This is a genomic window from Streptococcus sp. 2100, assembly GCF_013276335.1.
Classification (GTDB): Bacteria; Bacillota; Bacilli; order Lactobacillales; family Streptococcaceae; genus Streptococcus; species Streptococcus pseudopneumoniae.
Genome location: NZ_VMKV01000003.1, coordinates 17366 through 40820, shown reverse-complemented (window position 1 = coordinate 40820; position 23455 = coordinate 17366). Strand labels below are relative to the sequence as shown.

At 40.5% G+C, this 23455-nt stretch carries 20 protein-coding genes and 1 pseudogene; 20 read left to right on the top strand and 1 reads right to left on the bottom strand.

The window, feature by feature from the left end; all coding sequences use genetic code 11:
- Positions 1 to 339 precede the first annotated feature (339 nt).
- The gene (locus HT669_RS00455; RefSeq protein WP_000970381.1) at positions 340 to 432 is read right to left on the bottom strand and encodes a type I toxin-antitoxin system Fst family toxin; all 93 of its coding nucleotides are present in this window, start codon (positions 430 to 432) and stop codon (positions 340 to 342) included.
- A 131-nt stretch (positions 433 to 563) separates the two neighbouring features.
- Between HT669_RS00455 and ruvB the strand changes: the two genes are divergently transcribed.
- The 20 genes and pseudogenes from ruvB (at position 564) to HT669_RS00355 (ending at position 23412) form a co-directional block, all read left to right on the top strand.
- A complete protein-coding gene (gene ruvB, locus HT669_RS00450; RefSeq protein ID WP_345889806.1) occupies positions 564 to 1562 on the top strand; it encodes a Holliday junction branch migration DNA helicase RuvB in 999 nt (332 codons plus the stop codon).
- Positions 1543 to 2115: pseudogene (locus HT669_RS00445) on the top strand (nucleotidyltransferase family protein). Before ruvB ends, HT669_RS00445 begins: the two are co-directional and overlap by 20 nt.
- Before the next feature lie 305 nt (positions 2116 to 2420).
- On the top strand, positions 2421 to 3179 hold the full coding sequence (locus tag HT669_RS00440; RefSeq protein ID WP_000466722.1) for an isoprenyl transferase: 759 nt from the start codon (positions 2421 to 2423) through the stop codon (positions 3177 to 3179).
- A gap of 8 nt (positions 3180 to 3187) precedes the next feature.
- Entirely contained in the window at positions 3188 to 3991 is an 804-nt protein-coding gene (locus tag HT669_RS00435; RefSeq protein ID WP_172933594.1) for a phosphatidate cytidylyltransferase, read from the top strand.
- A gap of 21 nt (positions 3992 to 4012) precedes the next feature.
- The gene (gene rseP / locus HT669_RS00430; protein WP_000900657.1) at positions 4013 to 5272 is read left to right on the top strand and encodes an RIP metalloprotease RseP; all 1260 of its coding nucleotides are present in this window, start codon (positions 4013 to 4015) and stop codon (positions 5270 to 5272) included.
- A gap of 12 nt (positions 5273 to 5284) precedes the next feature.
- Positions 5285 to 7138 carry a proline--tRNA ligase gene (locus tag HT669_RS00425; protein WP_054392882.1) on the top strand — a complete coding sequence of 618 codons (1854 nt, stop codon included), beginning with the start codon at positions 5285 to 5287 and terminating at the stop codon, positions 7136 to 7138.
- 98 nt (positions 7139 to 7236) lie between these two features.
- Complete coding sequence (gene bglA, locus HT669_RS00420; RefSeq protein ID WP_101514829.1) at positions 7237 to 8616, top strand: 6-phospho-beta-glucosidase; 1380 nt, start codon at positions 7237 to 7239, stop codon at positions 8614 to 8616.
- Positions 8617 to 8807: 191 nt separating this feature from the next.
- A complete protein-coding gene (gene glmS / locus HT669_RS00415) occupies positions 8808 to 10616 on the top strand; it encodes a glutamine--fructose-6-phosphate transaminase (isomerizing) (RefSeq protein ID WP_000334290.1) in 1809 nt (602 codons plus the stop codon).
- Positions 10617 to 11060: 444 nt separating this feature from the next.
- On the top strand, positions 11061 to 12830 hold the full coding sequence (locus tag HT669_RS00410; RefSeq protein WP_023939117.1) for a PTS mannitol-specific transporter subunit IIBC: 1770 nt from the start codon (positions 11061 to 11063) through the stop codon (positions 12828 to 12830).
- 23 nt (positions 12831 to 12853) lie between these two features.
- The gene (locus HT669_RS00405) at positions 12854 to 14809 is read left to right on the top strand and encodes a transcription antiterminator (RefSeq protein WP_031222573.1); all 1956 of its coding nucleotides are present in this window, start codon (positions 12854 to 12856) and stop codon (positions 14807 to 14809) included.
- A gap of 1 nt (position 14810) precedes the next feature.
- Positions 14811 to 15248 (top strand): PTS sugar transporter subunit IIA, encoded by a 438-nt coding sequence (locus tag HT669_RS00400; protein ID WP_016397206.1) that lies wholly within the window; start codon positions 14811 to 14813, stop codon positions 15246 to 15248.
- Between the two features lie 61 nt (positions 15249 to 15309).
- Positions 15310 to 16446: a mannitol-1-phosphate 5-dehydrogenase gene (locus tag HT669_RS00395; protein WP_050315664.1), complete on the top strand. Its 1137-nt coding sequence runs from the start codon at positions 15310 to 15312 to the stop codon at positions 16444 to 16446.
- A 251-nt stretch (positions 16447 to 16697) separates the two neighbouring features.
- Positions 16698 to 17747, top strand: coding sequence for an LLM class flavin-dependent oxidoreductase (locus HT669_RS00390; protein WP_000229792.1), 1050 nt, complete (start codon positions 16698 to 16700; stop codon positions 17745 to 17747).
- A 206-nt stretch (positions 17748 to 17953) separates the two neighbouring features.
- Positions 17954 to 18961 (top strand): uroporphyrinogen decarboxylase family protein, encoded by a 1008-nt coding sequence (locus HT669_RS00385; protein WP_000202171.1) that lies wholly within the window; start codon positions 17954 to 17956, stop codon positions 18959 to 18961.
- A 9-nt stretch (positions 18962 to 18970) separates the two neighbouring features.
- A complete protein-coding gene (locus HT669_RS00380) occupies positions 18971 to 19174 on the top strand; it encodes a hypothetical protein (RefSeq protein ID WP_000823549.1) in 204 nt (67 codons plus the stop codon).
- A gap of 2 nt (positions 19175 to 19176) precedes the next feature.
- The gene (locus HT669_RS00375) at positions 19177 to 20175 is read left to right on the top strand and encodes a uroporphyrinogen decarboxylase family protein (protein WP_172922011.1); all 999 of its coding nucleotides are present in this window, start codon (positions 19177 to 19179) and stop codon (positions 20173 to 20175) included.
- 11 nt (positions 20176 to 20186) lie between these two features.
- Positions 20187 to 21065, top strand: a complete 879-nt coding sequence (locus tag HT669_RS00370; RefSeq protein ID WP_000039542.1) for a transporter substrate-binding domain-containing protein — start codon at positions 20187 to 20189, stop codon at positions 21063 to 21065.
- Positions 21066 to 21219: 154 nt separating this feature from the next.
- Entirely contained in the window at positions 21220 to 21912 is a 693-nt protein-coding gene (locus tag HT669_RS00365) for an amino acid ABC transporter permease (protein WP_004256697.1), read from the top strand.
- Positions 21913 to 21915: 3 nt separating this feature from the next.
- Positions 21916 to 22638, top strand: a complete 723-nt coding sequence (locus HT669_RS00360; protein WP_000362517.1) for an amino acid ABC transporter permease — start codon at positions 21916 to 21918, stop codon at positions 22636 to 22638.
- 9 nt (positions 22639 to 22647) lie between these two features.
- On the top strand, positions 22648 to 23412 hold the full coding sequence (locus HT669_RS00355; protein ID WP_000942261.1) for an amino acid ABC transporter ATP-binding protein: 765 nt from the start codon (positions 22648 to 22650) through the stop codon (positions 23410 to 23412).
- Positions 23413 to 23455: the final 43 nt, after the last annotated feature.

The window sequence follows — 23455 nt, the reverse complement described above, 5'->3', positions numbered from 1 at the left end:
TCATTAAATAAAGACCTCCTAACTTTATTTAATAAAATCCTAAACTTTTCTTTTTCATCATAATCTCCCTTAACTCCACCGGGACTGGTGGAGTTTTTTTGCTCTATTTCAGGCTTTTCGGAAGTTTTCTAAATATCATTTTTCAATAGCTTTCTCTAAATCTTATAAACTTTATTGGACAGATTCTAAAGTTGGAGAAGCTGAATGGATGAGGATATAAACCTTTGACAAAATTCGTGAACTATGGGATAATAAAAAGGAATTGAGTACTAGTTCTATATCATAGGCTAGAAAAGACCCCAAGCTCACGACCAAATAAGCTTGAGGTCTTTTTTGACACTATTTGTCCTTGTTTAGCCATTTATCGACTATACGAAGAACGACACCGACCACAATTGGTCCGATGATAGTTTTGAGTACTAATTCCATCATGGGCTATCTCACCTCCTTTCGTAGGCGGTGTAGAAGTTCCGAACAATATTATACCACATAAGTGCTAGACTCGGGAGTCACAATCCAGTGGCTTTTTTGTTTGTGGCTTGGTTTTTTGATATAATAGAGCCATGAGTAGAATTTTAGATAATGAGATAATGGGGGATGAGGAGTTAGTAGAACGCACGCTCCGTCCTCAGTATTTACGTGAATATATCGGACAGGATAAGGTCAAGAACCAGCTCCAAATCTTTATCGAAGCTGCCAAAATGCGGGATGAAGCGCTGGATCATGTGCTCTTATTTGGCCCTCCAGGCTTGGGAAAAACGACCATGGCTTTTGTTATTGCCAATGAACTAGGTGTCAATCTCAAGCAAACGTCTGGGCCTGTCATTGAAAAAGCCGGTGATCTGGTAGCGATTTTGAATGACTTGGAGCCTGGGGATGTCCTTTTTATTGATGAGATTCATCGCTTGCCCATGTCTGTGGAAGAGGTGCTTTATAGTGCCATGGAGGACTTCTACATTGATATCATGATTGGTGCTGGTGAAGGCAGTCGCAGCGTTCATTTGGAGTTGCCACCTTTTACCTTGATTGGGGCGACGACTCGGGCTGGTATGCTCTCAAATCCGCTACGGGCACGTTTTGGGATTACAGGTCATATGGAGTATTATGCCCATGCTGACTTGACGGAAATTGTTGAGCGGACGGCAGATATTTTTGAGATGGAAATCACCCATGAGGCAGCATCTGAGTTGGCCCTACGTAGTCGTGGGACCCCTCGTATTGCCAATCGTCTCCTCAAGCGCGTGCGCGATTTTGCCCAGATAATGGGGAATGGGGGGATCGATGATCTTATTACCGATAAGGCTTTGACTATGCTGGATGTTGACTATGAAGGTCTGGACTATGTGGACCAGAAAATCCTTCGTACCATGATTGAGATGTACGGAGGTGGTCCTGTTGGTCTAGGAACTCTTTCTGTTAACATAGCAGAAGAACGTGAGACGGTGGAAGACATGTATGAGCCTTACTTGATTCAAAAAGGTTTTATCATGCGGACACGGTCTGGACGGGTGGCGACTGCTAAGGCTTATGAGCATTTTGGGTATGAATATATTGAAAAATAAGGCTGAAATTTTAGACTCTTTCAGAGAAAATCCGGATATGATGGCTATTCTGACTATCATCCGAAACCTTGGTCTGAAAGATTCCTGGTTGGCAGCAGGTTCTGTCAGAAATTTTATCTGGAATCTCTTGTCAGACAAATCCCCTTTTGACTGTGAAACAGATGTAGATGTAATTTTCTTTGATCCAGATATTTCTTATGAGGAAACCTTGTCTCTAGAGAAAAAGTTGAGAGAGGATTTTCCTCAGTACTAGTGGGAATTGAAAAATCAGGTCTGTATGCATCAGCACAGTCCTCATACTGCTCCCTATAGCAGCTCTTGTGATGCCATGAGTAAGTATCCAGAACGATGTACGGCTGTTGGACTGCGCTTGAATGAAGATTCTACTTTAGAACTCTTTACTCCTTACGGACTCGAGGATATTTTGAATTTTCAAGTTCGTCCAACTCCTCATTTCTTAGAAAATGAAGACCGAATGGAGCTTTATCAAACACGTTTATCCAAGAAAAATTGTCAGGAGAAATGGAAAAATTTGATTTTTAAAACTTCTTAAGGAAACTTTAAGCTAGGGAGTGTATACTGAGTTCATAAGTTAAGAAGACCTTAACTTAAACTCCTAAAACTTTTTCATAATAATCTCCCTATAAAAAATAAAGTCGCCCAATCAGGCGGCTTATTTTTTTGAAAAATGGGCTTGGTGCCTGAGAATAATACTCAATGAAAATCAAAGTGTAAACTAGGAAGCTAACCGCAGGTTGCTCAAAACANNTTTTCGAAGAGTATAAATAGCTTAGTGATAGAAGAAAATAGGGAAATATGGTATAATGAAACGATAGATTTTTGAATAGGAATAAGATCATGTTTGGATTTTTTAAGAAAGATAAGGCTGTGGAAGTAGAGGTTCCGACACAGGTCCCTGCTCATATTGGCATCATCATGGATGGCAATGGCCGTTGGGCTAAAAAACGTATGCAACCGCGAGTTTTTGGACATAAGGCAGGCATGGAAGCATTGCAAACTGTGACCAAGGCAGCTAACAAACTAGGCGTTAAGGTTATTACGGTCTATGCTTTTTCTACAGAAAACTGGACCCGTCCAGATCAGGAAGTCAAGTTTATCATGAACTTGCCAGTAGAGTTTTATGATAATTATGTCCCGGAACTGCATGCGAATAATGTTAAGATTCAAATGATCGGAGAAACGGACCGCCTGCCTAAGCAAACCTTTGAAGCTCTGACCAAGGCTGAGGAATTGACTAAGAACAACACAGGTTTGATTCTTAATTTTGCTCTTAACTATGGTGGACGTGCTGAGATTACACAGGCTCTTAAGTTGATTTCTCAGGATGTTTTAGATGCCAAAATCAACCCAGGTGACATCACAGAGGAGTTGATTGGTAATTATCTTTTTACCCAGCATTTACCTAAGGAGTTACGAGACCCAGACTTGATTATCCGTACCAGTGGAGAATTGCGTTTGAGTAATTTCCTACCATGGCAGGGGGCCTATAGTGAACTCTATTTTACAGATACCTTGTGGCCTGATTTTGACGAGGCGGCCTTGCAGGAAGCCATTCTTGCCTACAATCGTCGTCATCGCCGATTTGGAGGAGTTTAGGAGGAAATATGACACAGGATTTACAGAAAAGAACCTTGTTTGCAGGGATTGCACTGGCTATTTTCCTACCGATTTTGATGATTGGGGGACTCTTGCTTCAGATAGCAATCGGAATCATAGCCATGCTAGCCATGAATGAACTTTTGAGGATGAGAGGTCTAGAGACCATGACGATGGAGGGCCTCTTGACCCTCTTTGCAACCTTTGCATTGACCATTCCCTTGGAGAATTACCTGACTTTTTTGCCAGTTGATGGGAATGTGGTTGCCTATAGTGTTTTGATTTCAATCATGTTAGGAACGACCGTTTTTAGCAAGTCTTATACGATTGAGGATGCGGTTTTCCCTCTTGCTATGAGCTTCTACGTGGGCTTTGGATTTAATGCTTTACTAGATGCTCGTGTTGCAGGTTTAGATAAGGCGCTTTTGGCCTTGTGTATCGTCTGGGCGACAGACAGTGGTGCCTATCTTGTTGGGATGAACTATGGGAAACGAAAGTTAGCACCAAGGGTATCGCCTAATAAAACCCTTGAGGGTGCCTTGGGTGGTATTTTAGGAGCGATTTTAGTAACCATTATCTTTATGATAGTTGACAGTACAGTTGCTCTTCCATATGGAATTTACAAGATGTCAGTCTTTGCTATTTTCTTTAGTATTGCTGGACAATTTGGTGATTTACTAGAAAGTTCGATCAAACGTCATTTTGGTGTTAAGGATTCTGGGAAATTTATCCCTGGACATGGTGGTGTTTTGGATCGTTTCGATAGTATGTTGCTTGTATTTCCAATCATGCACTTATTTGGACTCTTTTAATCAAAAGACGGAGGAAACGCTATGCTCGGAATTTTAACCTTTATTCTGGTTTTCGGGATTATTGTAGTGGTGCACGAGTTCGGGCACTTCTACTTTGCCAAGAAATCAGGGATTTTAGTACGTGAATTTGCCATCGGTATGGGACCTAAAATTTTTGCTCACATTGGCAAGGATGGAACGGCCTATACCATTCGAATCTTGCCTCTGGGTGGCTATGTCCGCATGGCCGGTTGGGGTGATGATACAACTGAAATCAAGACAGGAACGCCTGTTAGTTTGACACTTGCTGATGATGGTAAGGTTAAACGCATCAATCTCTCAGGTAAAAAATTGGATCAAACAGCCCTCCCTATGCAGGTGACCCAGTTTGATTTTGAAGACAAGCTCTTTATCAAAGGATTGGTTCTGGAAGAAGAAAAAACATTTGCAGTGGATCACGATGCAACGGTTGTGGAAGCAGATGGTACTGAGGTTCGGATTGCACCTTTAGATGTTCAATATCAAAATGCGACTATCTGGGGCAAACTGATTACCAACTTTGCAGGCCCTATGAATAACTTTATCTTGGGTGTCGTTGTTTTTTGGATTTTAATCTTTATGCAGGGTGGCGTCAGAGATGTTGATACCAACCAGTTCCATGTCATGCCCCAAGGGGCCTTGGCTAAGGTGGGAGTGCCAGAAACGGCACAAATTACCAAGATTGGCTCACATGAGATTAACAACTGGGAAAGCTTGATTCAGGCTGTGGAAACAGAAACCAAAGATAAGACGGCCCCGACTTTGGATGTGACTATTTCTGAAAAGGGGAGTGACAAACAAGTCACTGTTACACCCGAAGAAAGTCAAGGCCGTTACCTTCTAGGTGTTCAACCGGGAATTAAGTCAGATTTTCTATCCATGTTTGTAGGTGGATTTACAACTGCAGCCGACTCGGCTATCCGAATCCTATCAGCTCTGAAAAATCTGATTTTCCAACCGGATTTGAACAAGCTAGGTGGACCTGTTGCCATCTTTAAGGCAAGTAGTGATGCTGCTAAAAATGGAATTGAGAATGTCTTGTACTTCTTGGCAATGATTTCTATCAATATCGGGATTTTTAATCTTATTCCGATTCCAGCTCTGGATGGTGGTAAGATTGTGCTCAATATCCTGGAAGCCATCCGCCGCAAACCATTAAAACAAGAAATTGAAACCTATGTTACCTTGGCCGGAGTGGTCATCATGGTTGTCTTGATGATTGCTGTGACCTGGAATGACATTATGCGACTCTTTTTTAGATAATCGAGGAATATTATGAAACAAAGTAAAATACCTATCCCAACGCTTCGCGAAATGCCAAGCGATGCTCAAGTTATCAGCCATGCTCTTATGTTGCGTGCTGGTTATGTTCGCCAAGTATCTGCAGGTGTTTATTCTTACCTACCACTTGCTAATCGTGTGATTGAAAAAGCTAAAAATATCATGCGCCAAGAATTCGACAAGATTGGTGCCGTTGAGATGTTGGCTCCTGCCCTTCTCAGTGCAGAATTGTGGCGCGAATCAGGTCGTTACGAAACTTACGGTGAAGACCTTTACAAACTAAAAAACCGTGAAAAATCAGACTTTATCCTAGGTCCAACACACGAAGAAACCTTTACAGCTATTGTCCGTGATTCTGTTAAGTCTTACAAGCAATTGCCACTCAACCTTTACCAAATCCAGCCTAAGTATCGTGATGAAAAACGCCCACGTAATGGACTTCTTCGTACACGTGAGTTTATCATGAAGGATGCTTATAGTTTCCACGCTAACTATGATAGTTTGGATAGTGTTTATGATGAGTACAAAGCAGCCTATGAGCGTATTTTCACTCGTAGTGGTTTAGACTTCAAGGCTATTATTGGTGACGGTGGAGCCATGGGTGGTAAGGATAGCCAAGAATTTATGGCCATTACATCTGCTCGTACAGACCTTGACCGCTGGGTTGTCTTGGACAAGTCAGTTGCCTCATTTGACGAAATTCCTGATCAAGCGCAAGAAGAAATCAAGGCAGAATTGCTCAAATGGATAGTCTCTGGTGAAGATACCATTGCTTACTCAAGTGAGTCTAGCTATGCAGCTAACTTAGAAATGGCAACAAACGAGTACAAACCAAGCAACCGTGTTGTCGCTGAAGAAGAAGTTACTCGTGTTGCAACGCCAGATGTTAAATCAATTGATGAAGTTGCAGCCTTCCTCAATGTTCCAGAAGAACAAACGATTAAAACCCTCTTTTACATGGCAGATGGTGAGCTTGTTGCAGCCCTTCTAGTTGGAAATGACCAACTCAACGAAGTCAAGTTGAAAAACTACTTGGGAGCAGATTTCTTTGACGTTGCTAGCGAAGAAGAAGTGGCGAATCTTGTTCAAGCAGGATTTGGTTCACTTGGACCAGTTGGTTTGCCAGAGAATATTAAAATCATTGCAGACCGTAAGGTACAAGATGTTCGCAATGCAGTTGTCGGTGCTAACGAAGATGGCTACCACTTGACTGGTGTGAATCCAGGTCGCGATTTTACTGCAGAATATGTGGATATCCGTGAAGTTCGTGAGGGTGAAATTTCCCCAGACGGACAAGGTGTTCTTAACTTTGCGCGTGGTATCGAAATTGGTCACATCTTTAAACTCGGCACTCGCTATTCAGCAAGCATGGGAGCAGATGTCTTGGATGAAAATGGCCGTGCTGTGCCAATTATCATGGGATGTTACGGTATCGGTGTCAGCCGTCTCCTTTCAGCAGTGATGGAGCAACACGCTCGCCTCTTTGTTAATAAAACGCCAAAAGGTGAATACCGTTACGCTTGGGGAATCAACTTCCCTAAAGAATTGGCACCATTTGATGTGCACTTGATCACTGTCAATGTCAAGGACGAAGAAGCACAAGCCTTGACAGAAAAGCTTGAAGCAAGCTTGATGGGAGCTGGTTACGAAGTCTTGACGGATGACCGTAACGAACGTGTTGGTGTTAAATTCAGCGATAGCGACTTGATTGGATTGCCAATCCGTATCACTGTTGGGAAGAAAGCAGCCGATGGCATCGTAGAAGTGAAGATTAAAGCGACTGGTGATACTATCGAAGTTCATGCAGATAACTTACTTGAAACGCTTGAAATCCTCAGCAAGAAATAAAAACTATAATCAGAAGAAAAACAAGGAAAAAATGTAACTAGTTTTTACCTTGTTTTTTCTGTATAATGGGAAAAATGACTAGATAAAGAGGTAAATGTATGCTAAGATTTCCAAAGGATTTTGTCTGGGGATCCTCTACTTCTGGACCACAAACAGAAGGACGTGTAGCTGGTGACGGTAAGGGAGATAATCTCTGGGATTATTGGTACCGAGTGGAGCCAAATCGATACTATAATGGGATTGGTCCAGATAAAACATCGACCTTTTATGAAAATTGGGAACAGGATATCGACCTCCTGTTAGAAACTGGTCACACGGCCTTTCGAACTTCTATTCAGTGGTCACGGATTTTTCCACAAGGACGTGGAAAAGTCAATTCTCAGGGTGTAGATTTTTACCGTAAGGTTTTTGAGGCTATTAAGGCCAAAGGGATTCGTCTGTTAGTCAATCTTTATCATTTTGATTTGCCTTTTGCCCTTCAAGAGGATGGGGATGGTTGGGAAAATAAGGCGACAGTCTCAGCCTATGAAGACTATGCTCGTTTTTGTTTTGAGACTTATGGAGATTTAGTGGATCAATGGATTACCTTTAACGAGCCAATCGTTCCAGTAGAATTTGGCTATTTTTACGATGCCCATTATCCACATAAGGTGGATGCAGAGGTAGCGGTTAAAGTAGCTTATTATACACAATTGGCCAGCAGTCGGGCGGTTAAGGCCTGTCATGAACTCTTGCCTGATTCCAAGATTGGGATTGTCTTAAACTTGACACCGGCTTATCCACGTAGCCAGCATCCTGCTGATGTCAAGGCGGCTCGTATTGCGGACCTTTTTCAGGCCCAATCTTTCTTAGATCCGTCTGTTTTGGGGACTTATCCACAGGAGTTGGTAGAAATCTTGCATGAATACGGGCTCTTGCCTGATGCTACAGAGGAGGAGTTGGAGCTCATTCGTGACAATACGGTGGACTTCCTTGGTGTCAACTACTATCAACCTTTGCGTGTTATGGCTCCTCGATTTGCGAAGCATCCAGAGAGTCCACTCTTACCAGAACATTTTTATGAGCCTTATGTGATGCCTGGACGTAAAATTAATCCTCACCGTGGCTGGGAGATTTATGAGCAAGGGATTTATGACATTGCCCAAAATATCAAGGAAAACTATGGCAATATTGAGTGGATGTTGACAGAGAATGGTATGGGTGTTGAAGGGGAAGAAAAATTCCGTGAGAATGGAATGATTCAAGATGATTACCGTATTGACTTTGTAAAAGGTCATCTTCGCGAACTTTACCGTGCTATTGAAGACGGAGCCAATTGTAAGGGCTACTTAATTTGGACCTTTATTGACTGTTGGTCATGGCTCAACAGCTATAAAAATCGCTATGGTTTGGTTGAATTGGACTTGAAAACGCAAGAACGCCGTCTGAAGAAATCAGGGCACTGGTTCAAGGAATTAAGCGATAATAATGGATTTTAAAAAGGACTCTGACTGATTATCCTAATTGGTCAGAGTTTTTTGTTTACAAGAAGTTAATGTGAACTATACCAATTTTTACTCTTGACAAGTGAAAAAAACAAGTATATACTGTTTTTGCTGATTCTATAAAAGAAGAATTAGACTATACCAATTTTAAGGAGAAAGCACAGCTTGTCTGTGTCGTATATACTATGTGTGGAATTGTTGGTGTTGTTGGAAACACAAATGCAACTGATATTTTGATTCAAGGGCTTGAAAAGCTTGAATACCGTGGCTATGATTCTGCGGGAATTTTTGTCCTAGGTGGTGCTGAAAATCATCTGGTCAAGGCGGTTGGCCGTATTGCAGAATTGTCTGCTAAGACAGCTGGTGTGGAGGGAACAACTGGTATTGGACATACTCGTTGGGCGACTCACGGAAAACCAACGGAAGACAATGCTCACCCACACCGCTCTGAGACTGAACGTTTTGTCTTGGTGCATAACGGGGTGATTGAGAACTATCTTGAAATCAAGGAAGAATACCTTGCGGGGCACAACTTCAAAGGGCAAACAGATACGGAAATCGCCGTTCACTTGATCGGAAAATTTGCGGAAGAAGATGGCTTGTCAGTTCTTGAAGCTTTCAAAAAAGCTCTTCACATCATCCGTGGTTCTTATGCTTTTGCCTTGGTTGACTCACAAGATCCTGAAGTTATCTACGTAGCTAAGAATAAATCACCACTTTTGATTGGTCTTGGAGAAGGCTATAACATGGTCTGTTCAGATGCTATGGCTATGATTCGTGAGACTAATCAATATATGGAAATTCATGACCAAGAGTTGGTAATCGTCAAGGCAGATAGCGTAGAAGTTCAAGACTATGATGGCAATCGTCGTGAACGTGCTAGCTATACTGCAGAACTTGACTTGTCAGATATCGGTAAGGGAACTTATCCTTACTACATGCTCAAGGAAATTGACGAGCAACCAACGGTTATGCGGAAACTTATCCAAGCCTACACAGATGAGGCTGGTCAAGTTGTCGTAGCCCCAGCTATTATCAAGGCTGTTCAAGACGCAGACCGTATCTACATCCTTGCAGCTGGAACATCTTACCACGCAGGATTTGCTTCTAAGAAAATGTTGGAAGAATTGACAGATACGCCAGTTGAACTTGGAATCTCATCTGAGTGGGGCTACGGTATGCCACTTCTCAGCAAGAAACCACTTTTCATCTTTATCAGCCAGTCTGGTGAAACAGCGGATAGCCGTCAGGTTTTGGTCAAGGCTAATGAAATGGGAATCCCAAGCTTGACAGTGACAAATGTCCCAGGTTCAACCCTTTCACGTGAAGCTAACCATACCATGCTCCTTCACGCAGGTCCTGAAATTGCCGTAGCCTCAACCAAGGCCTATACAGCGCAAATTGCAGCCCTTGCCTTCCTTGCAAAAGCAGTCGGAGAAGCAAATGGCAATGCCAAAGCGCAAGCCTTTGATTTAGTTCATGAGTTGTCAATCGTAGCTCAGTCTATCGAATCAACTCTTTCAGAGAAAGAAACCATTGAAGTCAAGGTTCGTGAGCTACTTGAAACAACTCGTAACGCCTTTTACATCGGACGTGGTCAAGATTACTACGTAGCCATGGAAGCAAGTCTCAAACTTAAAGAGATTTCTTACATCCAGTGTGAAGGCTTTGCGGCAGGAGAACTCAAGCACGGAACTATTGCCTTGATTGAAGAAGGAACACCTGTTTTGACTCTCTTGTCAGATCCAGTCCTTGCCAACCACACTCGTGGAAATATCCAAGAGGTGGCAGCCCGTGGTGCAAAAGTCCTCACTATCGCAGAAGAAAATGTTGCTAAAGAGACAGACGATATCGTCCTTACGACTGTACACCCTTACCTCTCACCAATTTCAATGGTCGTACCAACACAATTGGTCGCTTACTTTGCAACCCTCCACCGTGGTCTTGATGTGGACAAACCACGTAACCTTGCTAAATCAGTAACGGTAGAATAGAATCTATGAATATACGGGCGTAAAGCCATAGGTTTATCCTATAAGGTTTTACAGCCTATTTTTTATGTTACAAATGATGATAGGGGTTTACTTTTCAATAATTATAGCAGATTGAATTTAGAACAGTACACAGGAATACTAAAATATTTCTAGAAATTAATTTGAATTTTCCAATTGATTTGTTCGTATCTTATTTCAAACTACTATAAAAAGAGGAAGCTGGGCAAAAACTCAATTTGAAGAGAAAATTCAGTAAATCTTTCCATGATAAAACGCATCATATTAAGGTTTTGTACACCTGATATGATGCGTTTTATCATTTTTAAGCCTTTTTGCCCAGCCTCGTCAAAAGTAAAGTTTTGGCACAAAATCTGTGACAAAACTTTAGTTTTAAAGGTTTTTAACTTTGTATATACTAGTTTTAAGAAAAGGAGGATGATCCTAATGGAAGAAAAAGTATCATTGAAAGTCAGAGTTCAAAAACTAGGGACATCGCTTTCAAATATGGTTATGCCCAATATTGGAGCATTTATTGCTTGGGGAGTGTTGACTGCCCTCTTTATCGCTGATGGCTATCTGCCAAATGAACAGTTAGCTACTGTTGTTGGTCCTATGTTAACGTATTTATTGCCAATCCTGATTGGTTACACAGGTGGATATATGATCCATGGTCAACGTGGTGCCGTTGTAGGAGCTATTGCTACTGTTGGTGCAATCACAGGTTCTAGTGTTCCTATGTTTATCGGAGCTATGGTAATGGGCTCACTGGGAGGATGGACTATCAAGAAATTTGATGAAAAGTTCCAGGAAAAAATTCGTCCCGGATTTGAAATGTTAGTTAATAATTTCTCAGCTGGTCTCGTTGGTTTTGCATTATTGCTTTTGGCTTTCTACGCAATCGGTCCAGTCGTATCGACTCTTACTGGAGCTGTTGGGAATGGTGTTGAGGCTATTGTTAATGCTCGCCTCCTTCCTATAGCTAATATTATCATCGAACCGGCTAAAGTCCTTTTCCTCAATAATGCCCTCAATCATGGCATTTTTACTCCTCTGGGAGTAGAACAGGTAGCTCAAGCTGGTAAGTCAATTCTCTTCCTATTGGAAGCTAATCCTGGACCAGGCCTGGGAATTCTATTAGCTTATGCTGTATTCGGTAAAGGTTCTGCTAAATCTTCTTCTTGGGGGGCAATGCTTATTCATTTCTTCGGAGGGATTCATGAAATTTACTTTCCTTATGTTATGATGAAGCCTACTCTATTTTTAGCTGCTATGGCAGGAGGTATCTCTGGAACTTTTACTTTTCAACTCTTAGACGCTGGTCTTAAATCTCCAGCTTCACCAGGTTCTATTATTGCGATTATGGCTACGGCGCCAAAAGGCGTTTGGCCCCATCTAAATGTTCTTCTAGGTGTTTTAGTGGCAGCAGTTGTTTCTTTCCTTGTAGCAGCCCTTATTCTTCATGCAGACAAGTCAACTGAGGATTCGCTCGAAGCTGCTCAGGCGGCTACCCAAGCAGCTAAGGCTCAGTCTAAAGGTCAGTTAGTATCAACTTCTGTTGATGCAGTTGTTTCGACAGACTCAGTGGAAAAAATCATTTTCGCCTGCGATGCTGGTATGGGAAGCTCTGCTATGGGAGCTAGTATTCTTCGAGATAAGGTTAAAAAAGCAGGTCTAGAGATTCCAGTATCTAATCAGGCAATCTCAAATTTGCTTGATACACCAAAAACATTAATTGTTACTCAGGAAGAACTGACACCAAGAGCTAAAGACAAGAGTCCAAGTGCTATTCATGTTTCTGTTGATAATTTCTTAGCGTCCCCTCGTTATGATGAAATTGTAGCTTCATTAACAGGAGCTTCTCCAATAGCAGAAATTGAAGGAGATATATCAACTTCAGCACCAGTAGATAGTCAGGAAATTGACCTTAACCATATTGATGCTGTAGTAGTTGCTTATGGTAAAGCACAGGGATCTGCAACTATGGGCTGTGAAACGATTCGGGCTATCTTTAGAAACAAGAATATTCGTATTCCAGTTTCTACTGCCAAAATTTCAGAATTAGGTGAATTTAATTCTAAAAACATAATGATTGTAACAACTATTTCTTTACAGGCAGAAGTGCAGCAAACAGCACCGAATTCTCAATTTCTTATTGTGGATAGTTTAGTAACAACACCAGAATATGACAAAATGGCTGTTAGAATGTACAAATAGAACTAGAGGTTTCTAAATTACGAATGCTATTAACCAAACGAGAAGAACAATTATTGAAGGCTTTCCTACATGTAGGGAAGCTTTCAATGCAAGACATGACTGAAATCTTACAGGTTTCATCTAGAACAATTTATCGAACTTTATCAGATTTGACAGATAGCATGGAGCAATATGGAATCGAAATAACGAAGCATGGGAAATACTATATTTTGACTGGAGAGTTGGATGATTTGCCGACAGAACTTGAAGTGTTAGTTGAGTATAGTCCCCAAGAAAGACAAGAGTTGATTACCTATCGCCTTCTGACTGAGAGTGGTTTTGTCACCAATGAAGCATTGCAAGAGTGCATGAAAGTCAGTAATGTAACTATTATTCAGGATATTTCAGATATTGATAAGCGTCTTTTAGACTTTGATCTGAAAATTGAACGACAAAAAGGTTATCGTATTTCTGGTGATTCAGTTGGTAAGAGAAGATTTTTGGCTATTTTACTGACAAACTGTATCTCAGTAGCAGATTTTTCAACCGGTAATTTTGGGAGCTTTGATATTTTAGAAGCAGATAGAACTAGGCTGGCCAGTCAGATTGTTAATAAGCAACTGTCAGGTTTTCCAGATATGGATGCTAGGATGAAGATGTTTTTTGCGATCTTGTTATCTCTTATAGGTCAGGAGCAAAACATTGAAAATTCACCTAATACTAGTAAGCAGGCTTTGGAAATTTCTCAAAAAATTTTTCAAGCTTACTCTAAGCAGACTGCACAATTTTATAGTATTCAGGAAATTATCTATTTTGCGAGCATCTTGGATGAATTAATCATTAAACGTCAGGACAATCCGCTCTTTACGGAGAAATTTGATGGTGAATTTTTCTACAATATTTCAAATCTGATTGATACGGTTTCCATGTATACCAAGATTGACTTTTTTAAGGACAAGGTTTTATTCAATTTTCTTTTCCATCATATTCGGCTCAGTTTAGGCGTCCCTATCCTTTTTCAGGGTGAAAATTTGCCAGAATCTGTCCAGATTTTAGTTGAAAGGAATAAATTTCTTTATACAGTCATCAGTCTTTTAGTGAATGATATTTTTCCGAAATATCTTCATACAGAGTATGAGTATGGCATGATTGCCCTACATTTTATCTCTAGCTTAGGCCGTAGTCCAGAGATTTATCCAGTCCGTGTTTTGCTTTTAACGGATGAACGTCGGGTCACTAGAGATTTATTAGTCAGTAAAATTAAGAGTGTTGCTCCTTTTGTAGAGTTGATAGATATTCAGTCTCTAGTAGATTACCATAGTATTGATCTCAGTCAGTATGATTATATTTTATCTACCAAGCCGCTGACTAATCAGGAAATCGATGTAATTTCTAGTTTTCCAACCGTCAAAGAATTGCTTGAATTACAGGAACGACTTCAGTATGTACAGGCACATCGTACAATTGTCGCGCGTGATGCTATCGCTCCAGAGAAAAGTTATGACTTGCAAGATTATTTAATATCTAGTAGTCAGCTTTTGAGTCAATTCGAGTTGGTTCAATTGGAGAATAATCAATCATTTGAGCACACGGTAGAACAAATCATCCAATATCAGAAGAATGTGAGTGACAGAGATTACCTAACAAGAAAATTGTTATCTCACTTCCAGAATAGTCCTATGGCTATTCCTAATACTGGTCTGGTGCTTTTACATAGTCAGTCTAGCAAAGTAACAACAAATAGTTTTACTATGTTTGAACTCAAACTACCTATCTCCGCATTGTCAATGAAACGAGAGGAAGAAGAGGTCAAAAGGTGTCTGCTAATGCTAATGTCTAAAGAAGCTAGCGAGGAAGCGAGAGATTTAATGACAGCTATCAGTCAGTCGATTATTGAAAATCATCTTTATACAGAGATTTACAAGACGGGAAATCAATCCATTATTTATCAGATGCTAAATACTATTTTTAACGAAAAAATTAAGAAATTGGAGGACTAATATGAAACTTGAAAAACATTTGATTAAGCTTAATAAACAATTTTCTAACAAGGAGGAAGCTATCTGTTATTGTGGGCAAGTTCTTTATGAGGGTGGATATGTTAATGAAGACTATATTGAAGCCATGATTGAGCGAGATAAAGAGCTATCTGTTTACATGGGTAACTTTATCGCCATACCGCATGGAACAGATGCAGCAAAAAAGGATGTCCTCAAGTCTGGCATTACAGTCGTTCAAGTACCTAGAGGGGTTGATTTTGGGAATGTATCTAACCCTCAAGTGGCAACGGTTCTTTTTGGTATTGCTGGTATTAGTAATGAACACTTAGAAATTATTCAGAAAATTTCTATCTTCTGTGCAGATGTAGATAATGTTCTTAAACTAGCCGATGCTCAGTCAAAAGAGGAAGTATTGCGCTTATTTGATGCTGTTGAATAATTGAATTTCGTCATTTGTCATCTAGTATGTATGTTCCTCAAATAGGAAAAGGAGAAATTGAATGAAACATTCTGTTCATTTTGGTGCCGGTAATATCGGTCGTGGTTTTATAGGTGAAATTCTATTTAAAAATGGTTTCCATATTGATTTTGTGGATGTCAATAATCAGATAATTCATGCTCTAAATGAAAAGGGCAAGTATGAAATTGAAATTGCACAGAAAGGACAGTCTCGTATAGAAGTAACTAATGTGGCTGGCATTAATAGCAAAGAACATCCTGAGCAAGTCATTGAAGCGATTCAAAAGACGGATATTATTACTACTGCAATCGGACCTAATATACTCCCTTTTATCGCGGAACTTCTAGCCAAAGGAATCGAAGCTCGCCGAGTTGCAGGAAATACACAGGCATTGGATGTTATGGCCTGTGAAAATATGATTGGTGGGTCTCAATTTCTTTATCAAGAAGTCAAGAAATATTTAAGTCCGGAAGGTTTGACATTTGCTGATAACTACATAGGTTTTCCAAATGCTGCAGTAGACAGGATTGTTCCAGCACAAAGTCACGAAGATTCCCTTTTTGTTGTGGTCGAACCCTTTAATGAATGGGTCGTGGAAACCAAGCGTCTTAAAAATCCAGATTTACGTCTAAAAGATGTGCATTATGAAGAAGATTTAGAACCCTTTATTGAGCGAAAACTTTTTTCAGTCAATTCTGGACATGCAACTTCAGCTTACATTGGTGCGCATTATGGTGCCAAGACAATTTTGGAAGCTCTTCAAAATCCTAATATCAAATCTCGGATTGAATCTGTATTAGCTGAAATTCGGAGTCTCTTGATTACCAAATGGAACTTTGATAAAAAAGAATTGGAGAATTATCACAAAGTCATTATAGAACGGTTTGAAAATCCTTTCATAGTGGACGAGGTTAGTCGCGTAGCTCGTACTCCAATCCGAAAATTAGGCTATAATGAACGATTCATCCGGCCGATACGTGAATTGAAAGAACTCAGTTTGTCATATAAAAACCTACTTAAAACAGTTGGCTATGCCTTTGACTATCGCGATGTAAATGATGAAGAAAGTATTCGATTAGGTGAATTGTTGGCTAAACAATCAGTCAAAGATGTTGTTATACAAGTTACAGGTTTAGACGACCCAGAATTGATTGAGCAAATTGTAGAGTATATTTAATCTTTTTCGAAAATCTCTTCAAATCAGGTTAGCATCCATCTGCAACCTCAAAACAGTATTTTGAGCTGACTTCATCAGTTCTATCTACCACCTCAAAGCAGTGCTTTGAGCTGACTCCGTCAGTCTTATCTGCAACCTCAAAACAGTGCTTTGAGCAGCCTGCGGCTAGCTTCCTAGTTTGCTCTTTGATTTTCATTGAGTATTAGAATAATTTTTCAAATTGGAGGACAGAGTAGATAGGGATAATGGATATGGTAGAATTGGGAATTTCAACATTTGGGGAAACAACGGAGCTTGAAGGGATTGGGCAAACTTACAGTCATGACGAACGCATTCGCCAGTTGCTAGCAGAGGTTGAACTGGCTGACAAGGTTGGTTTGGATGTGTATGGGATTGGTGAGCACCATCGAGAGGATTTTGCAGTATCAGCCCCAGAGATTGTCCTGGCAGCTGGGGCAGTCAATACCAAGAAAATCCGTTTGACCAGTGCAGTCAGCATTCTCTCGAGTATGGATCCGATTCGCTTATTCCAACAATATGCCACTATCGATGCTTTGTCAAATGGACGTGCGGAGATTATGGCTGGAAGGGGTTCTTTCACGGAATCATTTCCTCTGTTTGGCTATGATTTGAAAGACTACGAAGCCCTTTTTGATGAGAAATTAGACTTGCTCCAGTTAGTCAATGAAAAGACAAAGCTAGACTGGAAAGGTCGATTGACCCAAACGATTGCTGGTAAAGAAGTTTATCCTCGTCCAGTTCAGGACAAATTACCCTTGTGGATAGCGACAGGTGGTCATGTCGAATCAACAGTAAAGATTGCTCAGGCAGGCCTACCGATTGTCTATGCCATTATTGGTGGTAACCCTCGTTATTTTAAAAAGTTGATTCAGGCTTATCGTGAGATTGGGAGCGAAGCAGACCATGCCAGTCAGGAACTAAAGGTTGGGGTCCATTCTTGGGGTTGGATTGCTGAAGATGGCGAGCAGGCTGTGAAAGATTATTTCCATCCGACCAAGCAAGTAGTGGATGCTATTTCCAAAGACCGTCCACACTGGCAAGAATTGCGTTATAAGCAATATTTGGAGCAGGTAGGATCAAATGGCGCCATGTTTGTGGGCAATCCAGATCAGGTGGCCGAAAAATTGATTCGCATGATTGAAGACTTAGGTTTGGACCGCTTCATGCTCCATCTACCGCTTGGTTCCATGCCTCATGAACAAGTCCTGAGAGCTATTGAACTCTTCGGCACACAAGTGGCTCCCAAAGTCCGGGCTTACTTTGCCATGAAAGAGGCTTAATAAAAAATACTAATCAGGCTGATAAAAAATCTATATAACAACTATTTTAAAAAAGCAATAAACAGAAAAAAATCTCTGAAAANNTTTTCAGAGATTTTTTTCTCTATTGATATAAACAATCCCAATCAAGTCGATAGTCAATATATATTGGGAAAAGGTCAAAAGGAGTGGTAAGATGGTTTCAATCCAAATGGAAGGAGAGAAGTATGACAAGTAAAAGAGAGCTAGTTTTTAGAGCTATTCGAGGAGAAGAGGTGGAACGGGTTCCTGTTGGCTTTTGGTTTCATTTTGTAACACTGGAGGAAAAAGGACAAGGTTTAAATAATCCACGTATCTTTCAAAAAAGTGTAGAGGGACATCGGAAGTACGTTGAAAGAATCCATCCTGATTTTGTCAAAATGATGAGTGACGGATTTTTCATTTATCCAAGTAATGTCTACAGTCCTAAGGTTACAAGTCTTCAGGAGTTAGCTTCTATTGAGTCGATTGGTGAAAACCATCCTTGGATTCAGCAACAAGTAGAAGTGGTAGAGGCTATTCGAGCAACCTTCACTGAGGACATTGCATCATTTTACAATATTTTTTCTCCGATCTCCTATTTGAAAAGGTGGTTTCGTACAGAGACTTCTAGAGGTGATAAGGAGGTTTCAGATCTTTTTCTTGAAAATCCAGAGCTATTCAGGGATGTTTTAGACGTGATAGCTGAGGATATCGCTATCCTAACTAAAAAAATCATTCAGGATGGTGGAGCAGATGGAATCTATCTCAGTACACAAGAAATTCAGGATGAGCGCATCACAGCAGAATTGTATCAGACCTATATTGAGCCAAGTAACATAAAGGTTTTAGAAGCTGCCAATCAGGTAGGTGGGGTAAATATCCTGCATATCTGCGGTTTCCAAGGTGCCAGTAACAATGTGACTATTTTCAAAGATTATCCAGCCCAGGTTTTCAATTGGGCAACCCACCATGAAGCAGTCAGTTTACCTCAAGGTCAGGAGCTATTTCATGGCAAAGCGGTCTTGGGTGGTTTTGAAAATGGGAAGCAGAGCCTGCTTTATGGAGGTAGAAAGGCTGCACTACAAGAGGAAACCAAACGATTGTTGGCTGAAGCTGGGACTAGAGGAGTCCTTCTTGGAGCGGATTGCACGGTTCCAGATGACTTTGAATTAGAAAGATTGGACTGGATTCGTCAGGCTGCTATGTTAGAATAGGAGAGCCTTATGAAAAGAAAAAAGTGGCTATTGGTAGGGACGGCCCTCGGCTTTGTCATCTTACTTGCGATCAGTCTTACAAAGGGACTTGCTTGTAAGGAAGGGCCAAGATGTCATGGGATTCAGGATTTTCAGAAGAGAAGTCTTCCCTTTATTCAAACCAATGATATTGCCAGTGTTTTATTAGTTGAAAAAGAAAGAAATGGAAAATAGAGATGTCAGAAAAAAGAGACTGGGTTTTAAAAGCATTTAGAGGAGAAGTGGTTGGCCGTGTACCTGTAGGTTTTTGGCACCACTTTACATCAGAAGAGGAATGGTTAAAGGGATTTTCCAATCCTGTGATTATTGAAAAGAACATACAAGGTCACAAACGTTTTATCCGTGACCTACATCCAGACTTTATCAAGTTGATGAGTGATGGCTATTTTGCTTATCCAAATCCAGTTATTGCTAAAGGGAAGTCACTCCAAGAGCTGTCGGAGGTTCAACCTCTGGGTAAAGATCATCCGTGGATTAGAGAGCAGGTAGAATTAGTGAAGAAGATTAAGCAGGAGTTTACGGAAGATATTGTTGCTATTTACAATATTTTTGCGCCTGTGACCTACCTCAAATGGTTACTTGGAGAAGTGTCTGGTGGAGATGATCTCATTGCAGATTTCTTAGTTCAAGATTCTCAGAAATTGAAAAAAGTCCTTGATGTGATTGCGCAAGATATCGCTAGCTTGAGTCAAGCTATTATTAAAGATGCAGGAGTAGATGGTATTTATCTCAGTGTGCAAAGTATTCAGGATGCGCGTGTTTCTGCTGAAGCCTATCAGGAGATTATTGAGCCGAGTGAACTGACTGTTTTAAATGCGGCTAAGTCGGTTGGTGGGGTAAATATCCTTCATATCTGTGGCTATGAAGGAGCTCGAAACGATATTCATATCTTTGCAGACTATCCAGCTCATGTTTTTAACTGGGCAGTTGGTCCAGAAGGGATTAGTCTAAAAGAAGGTCGTGAGATTTTCAAGGGTCGTGCTGTTCTGGGAGAATTTGAAAACGGTAAAGATGGCCTTCTCTATCGAGGCAGTAAGGAAGAAATTCAGGCTGAAACCAAACGATTGGTAGAAGAAACAGGGAAAGATGGCCTCATACTTGGAGCAGATTGTACCATTCCAAACGATATTGCAGTGGAGCGTATCCAGTGGGTGAGAGAAGCAGTAGCTAAATAAAGGAGAAGAATATGAGTAAGAAAACATGGATTGTTGGTGGAGTTGCGGTTGTGGCAGTGCTTGGAGCAACGATTATTGGTAGGACTTTGTCGGGAGCATCTGCTAAAGGTGCAGATGCAGCTTCGTCTGGACAAGTAACAACTTTAAAAGTTGCCCATACTCAAAACTATGTCCCTTATGATTTTATTGACGAAAAAGGGGAATCAGATGGTTATGAAGTCGCTGTTTTAAAGGCGGTGGATGAGAAATTAGCAGATTATAAATTTGAGTATACTGGAACTAGTGATGATGATCTCTTGATTGGACTTGAGTCTGGCAAGTACGATATTGGAACTAAAGGTGCTTGGTATACAGATGAACGGGCTAAGAAATTCATTATTCCATCTGAGCCAGTAGGAGCCAGCATTATTGGTTTTACTGTCAGAAAAGGAGATGAAGCTAAATATAAGAATATTGATGATTTCGCCAAAAATAAAGGGAAATTAGTACCCATCTCTCCTCAAAATGCCCAGTGGAATGTGATTAATAGCTATAATGACAAGCACAAGGATACACCAATTGAGTTGACAGCTGCTGAATCTTTCAAGGTGGCAGATGCTTATGCTTGGGTTTTAGAAGGACGTTATGATGCTTTCTTTGACATCAAGTTGTCTTTTGAAAAAGCAGTGACAGCAGAGGATGGTTCTTACCACCAATATGCGGACAAACTTAGCTGGTTCCCTTATAAAGGAATTCCAACCTATCCCTTGATTCACCGTGATGAAAAGGGTGAGAAGTTTGCTAAAGAGTATGAAAAAGCGATTAAAGAATTAAAAGAAGATGGAACTCTAGCTAAACTTTCTCAAAAATACTTCAAAGAAGATGTTTTTAGCTACGTTGATAGAGATTAGATGAGCAGTCAGGCGTGTTATACTCTTCGAAAATCTCTTCAAACCACGTCAACGTCGCCTTGCCGTAGGTATGGTTACTGACTTTGTCAGTTCTATNNCGGCTAGTTTCCTAGTTTGCTTTTTGATTTTCATTGAGTATTAGAAAGAGGTTTACATGGTTTCATATGACTTTTCAAGAGTGTTCCAATTTTTACCCACCTTATGGCAGGCTCTTCCGATGACCTTGTCCATTCTCTTTTTTACTACAATCCTTGGTTCCCTTTTCGGTGGCTTACTGGCTTGGGCTCAAGTGGGAGAAGACAAGACTTTTGCAGGTCTTTCTAAGGGCTATATTTTCACTCTTCGCTGTACTCCCCCCATTGTCTTACTGTTTTTAGTTTTTTATGGTTTACCTGAATTTTTAAAATGGTGGCTGAATTTAGATATCAACAACTGGTCTAAGACGGTCTTCGTCTTATTCACCATGGTCTTGCTATTTGCGGCTATCATTGCAGAAGTATTTAAGGCGTCCTATCAGGCAATTCCCAAAGGTCAGATGGAAGCTGGAGTCAGTATTGGTCTGACCCCTAGTCAGACATTTTGGAGAATCATTTTTCCTCAGGCTTTTCAAGTGGCTCTTCCAAATATGACGACCGCTATTCTAAATTTGATGCGGGACGCTGCCCTAGCCTATACGATTGGTTTTGTGGATGTCATGGGAGCTGGGAATCTCTTAATCAGTCGCAATTTGGGGAATTACTCTCTTGAAACCTATACAGCGGTTGCCATTCTTTATTGGGGTGTAGCCTTGGCTGTTTCCTTCTTGAGTCGCTTGTTAGAAAAATCTTTGGAAACGAAAGGGAGATAGGATATGGATTTAGACTATATTGCGAAAACTTTTTTAGAGACCTTAAAAGGGGTGCCAACCACCTTAATCATTATGATTGTAGCCATGGTCTTAAGTTTTGGACCAGCCTTGTTTTTAGCTCTGGGACAAATATATAAAGTCAAAGGTGTTCGAACTTTCTCTCTCGTGTATCTAGCTTTTATAAGAGCAACACCTCCGATTTTGCTGATTCTTTTCTTTTATAGTTTGTTTCCGAGTTTGCTCAATCAATTTCTCAAAAGCATAGGGAGTGATGTTGATATCTTTAAACTCAATCCGATCTATTATGCTTTTATTATCTATAGTTTGATGACAACAGGTAGTTTATCAGAAATCTTACGTTCGGCTATTTTGACTGTGGATAAGGGACAATTAGAAGCTGCACAAGCGATTGGTTTAACCACTAGTCAGGCTTATGTGAGGATTGTTTTTCCACAGGCCTTGCAATCAGCCTTGCCCAATCTGGCTAATCTAGTCATAAATATTGTAAAAGGAACCTCTTTGGTCTTTGTGATGACCATTAAGGATATTACAGCAATTGCCCGTGTTGAAGCGTCTTATGGTTATCAGTATTTTGAATCCTATTTTGTGATCTTTTTACAGTACATTCTTATTTGCGGATTGATTCAATGGGGCTTTTCAATCTTAGAGAAACGCTATATTCAAAGAAGAAAGGGACAAGTAGTGCCCAGTACAGGTTTAGCATAGGAGGAGACAATGTTACAAGTAGAACATGTTGCAAAAAAATTTGGAGACAGACAAGTCCTGGGAGATGTTAATCTCAAGGTCAACCAAGGGGATGTGGTTGTAATATTGGGGCCATCTGGATCAGGTAAAACGACTTTTCTCAGATGTCTCAATCATTTAGAAAAAGCCGATAGTGGCTCTTTGAAGCTTGCTGATAAAGAATACGACCTTGGAAAATTGACTAAAAAAGATATTTTAGAAATTCGCAAGAAGACTGCTTTCGTTTTTCAACATTATAATTTATTTGCTAATAAAACGGCCTTGGAAAATATTTTGGAGGGCTTGATTATTGCTCGGAAAATTCCTAAGGAAGAAGCAACAAAACGTGCGGAAGCTGCCTTAGAAAAAGTTGGTTTACTAGCTTATAAAGCTTACTATCCCTCTCAGCTTTCTGGAGGCCAGCAACAACGAATCGGTATTGCGCGTGCCATTGCTGTGAAACCAGAGGTCATTTTATTAGATGAGCCAACATCGGCCTTGGATCCAGAGTTGGTAGGGGATGTTTTAGATGTTTTAAAACAGTTAGCTAAAGAAGGAGTTACTATGGTAGTAGTGACTCATGAGATGGGTTTTGCTAGAGATGTAGCCAATCATGTTATTTTTATGGACGGTGGGAAAATTGTTGAAGAAAATAATGCCCATGATTTCTTTAGTCGTCCAAAAGAAGAACGAACCAAGCAATTTTTGGCACGAATACTCTCGGATGCGACCTATAGTGTAGAATATATGATTTGATAGATAGGCTTATCAGGGCAAAAATCAATCCCCCGAGCGTTAA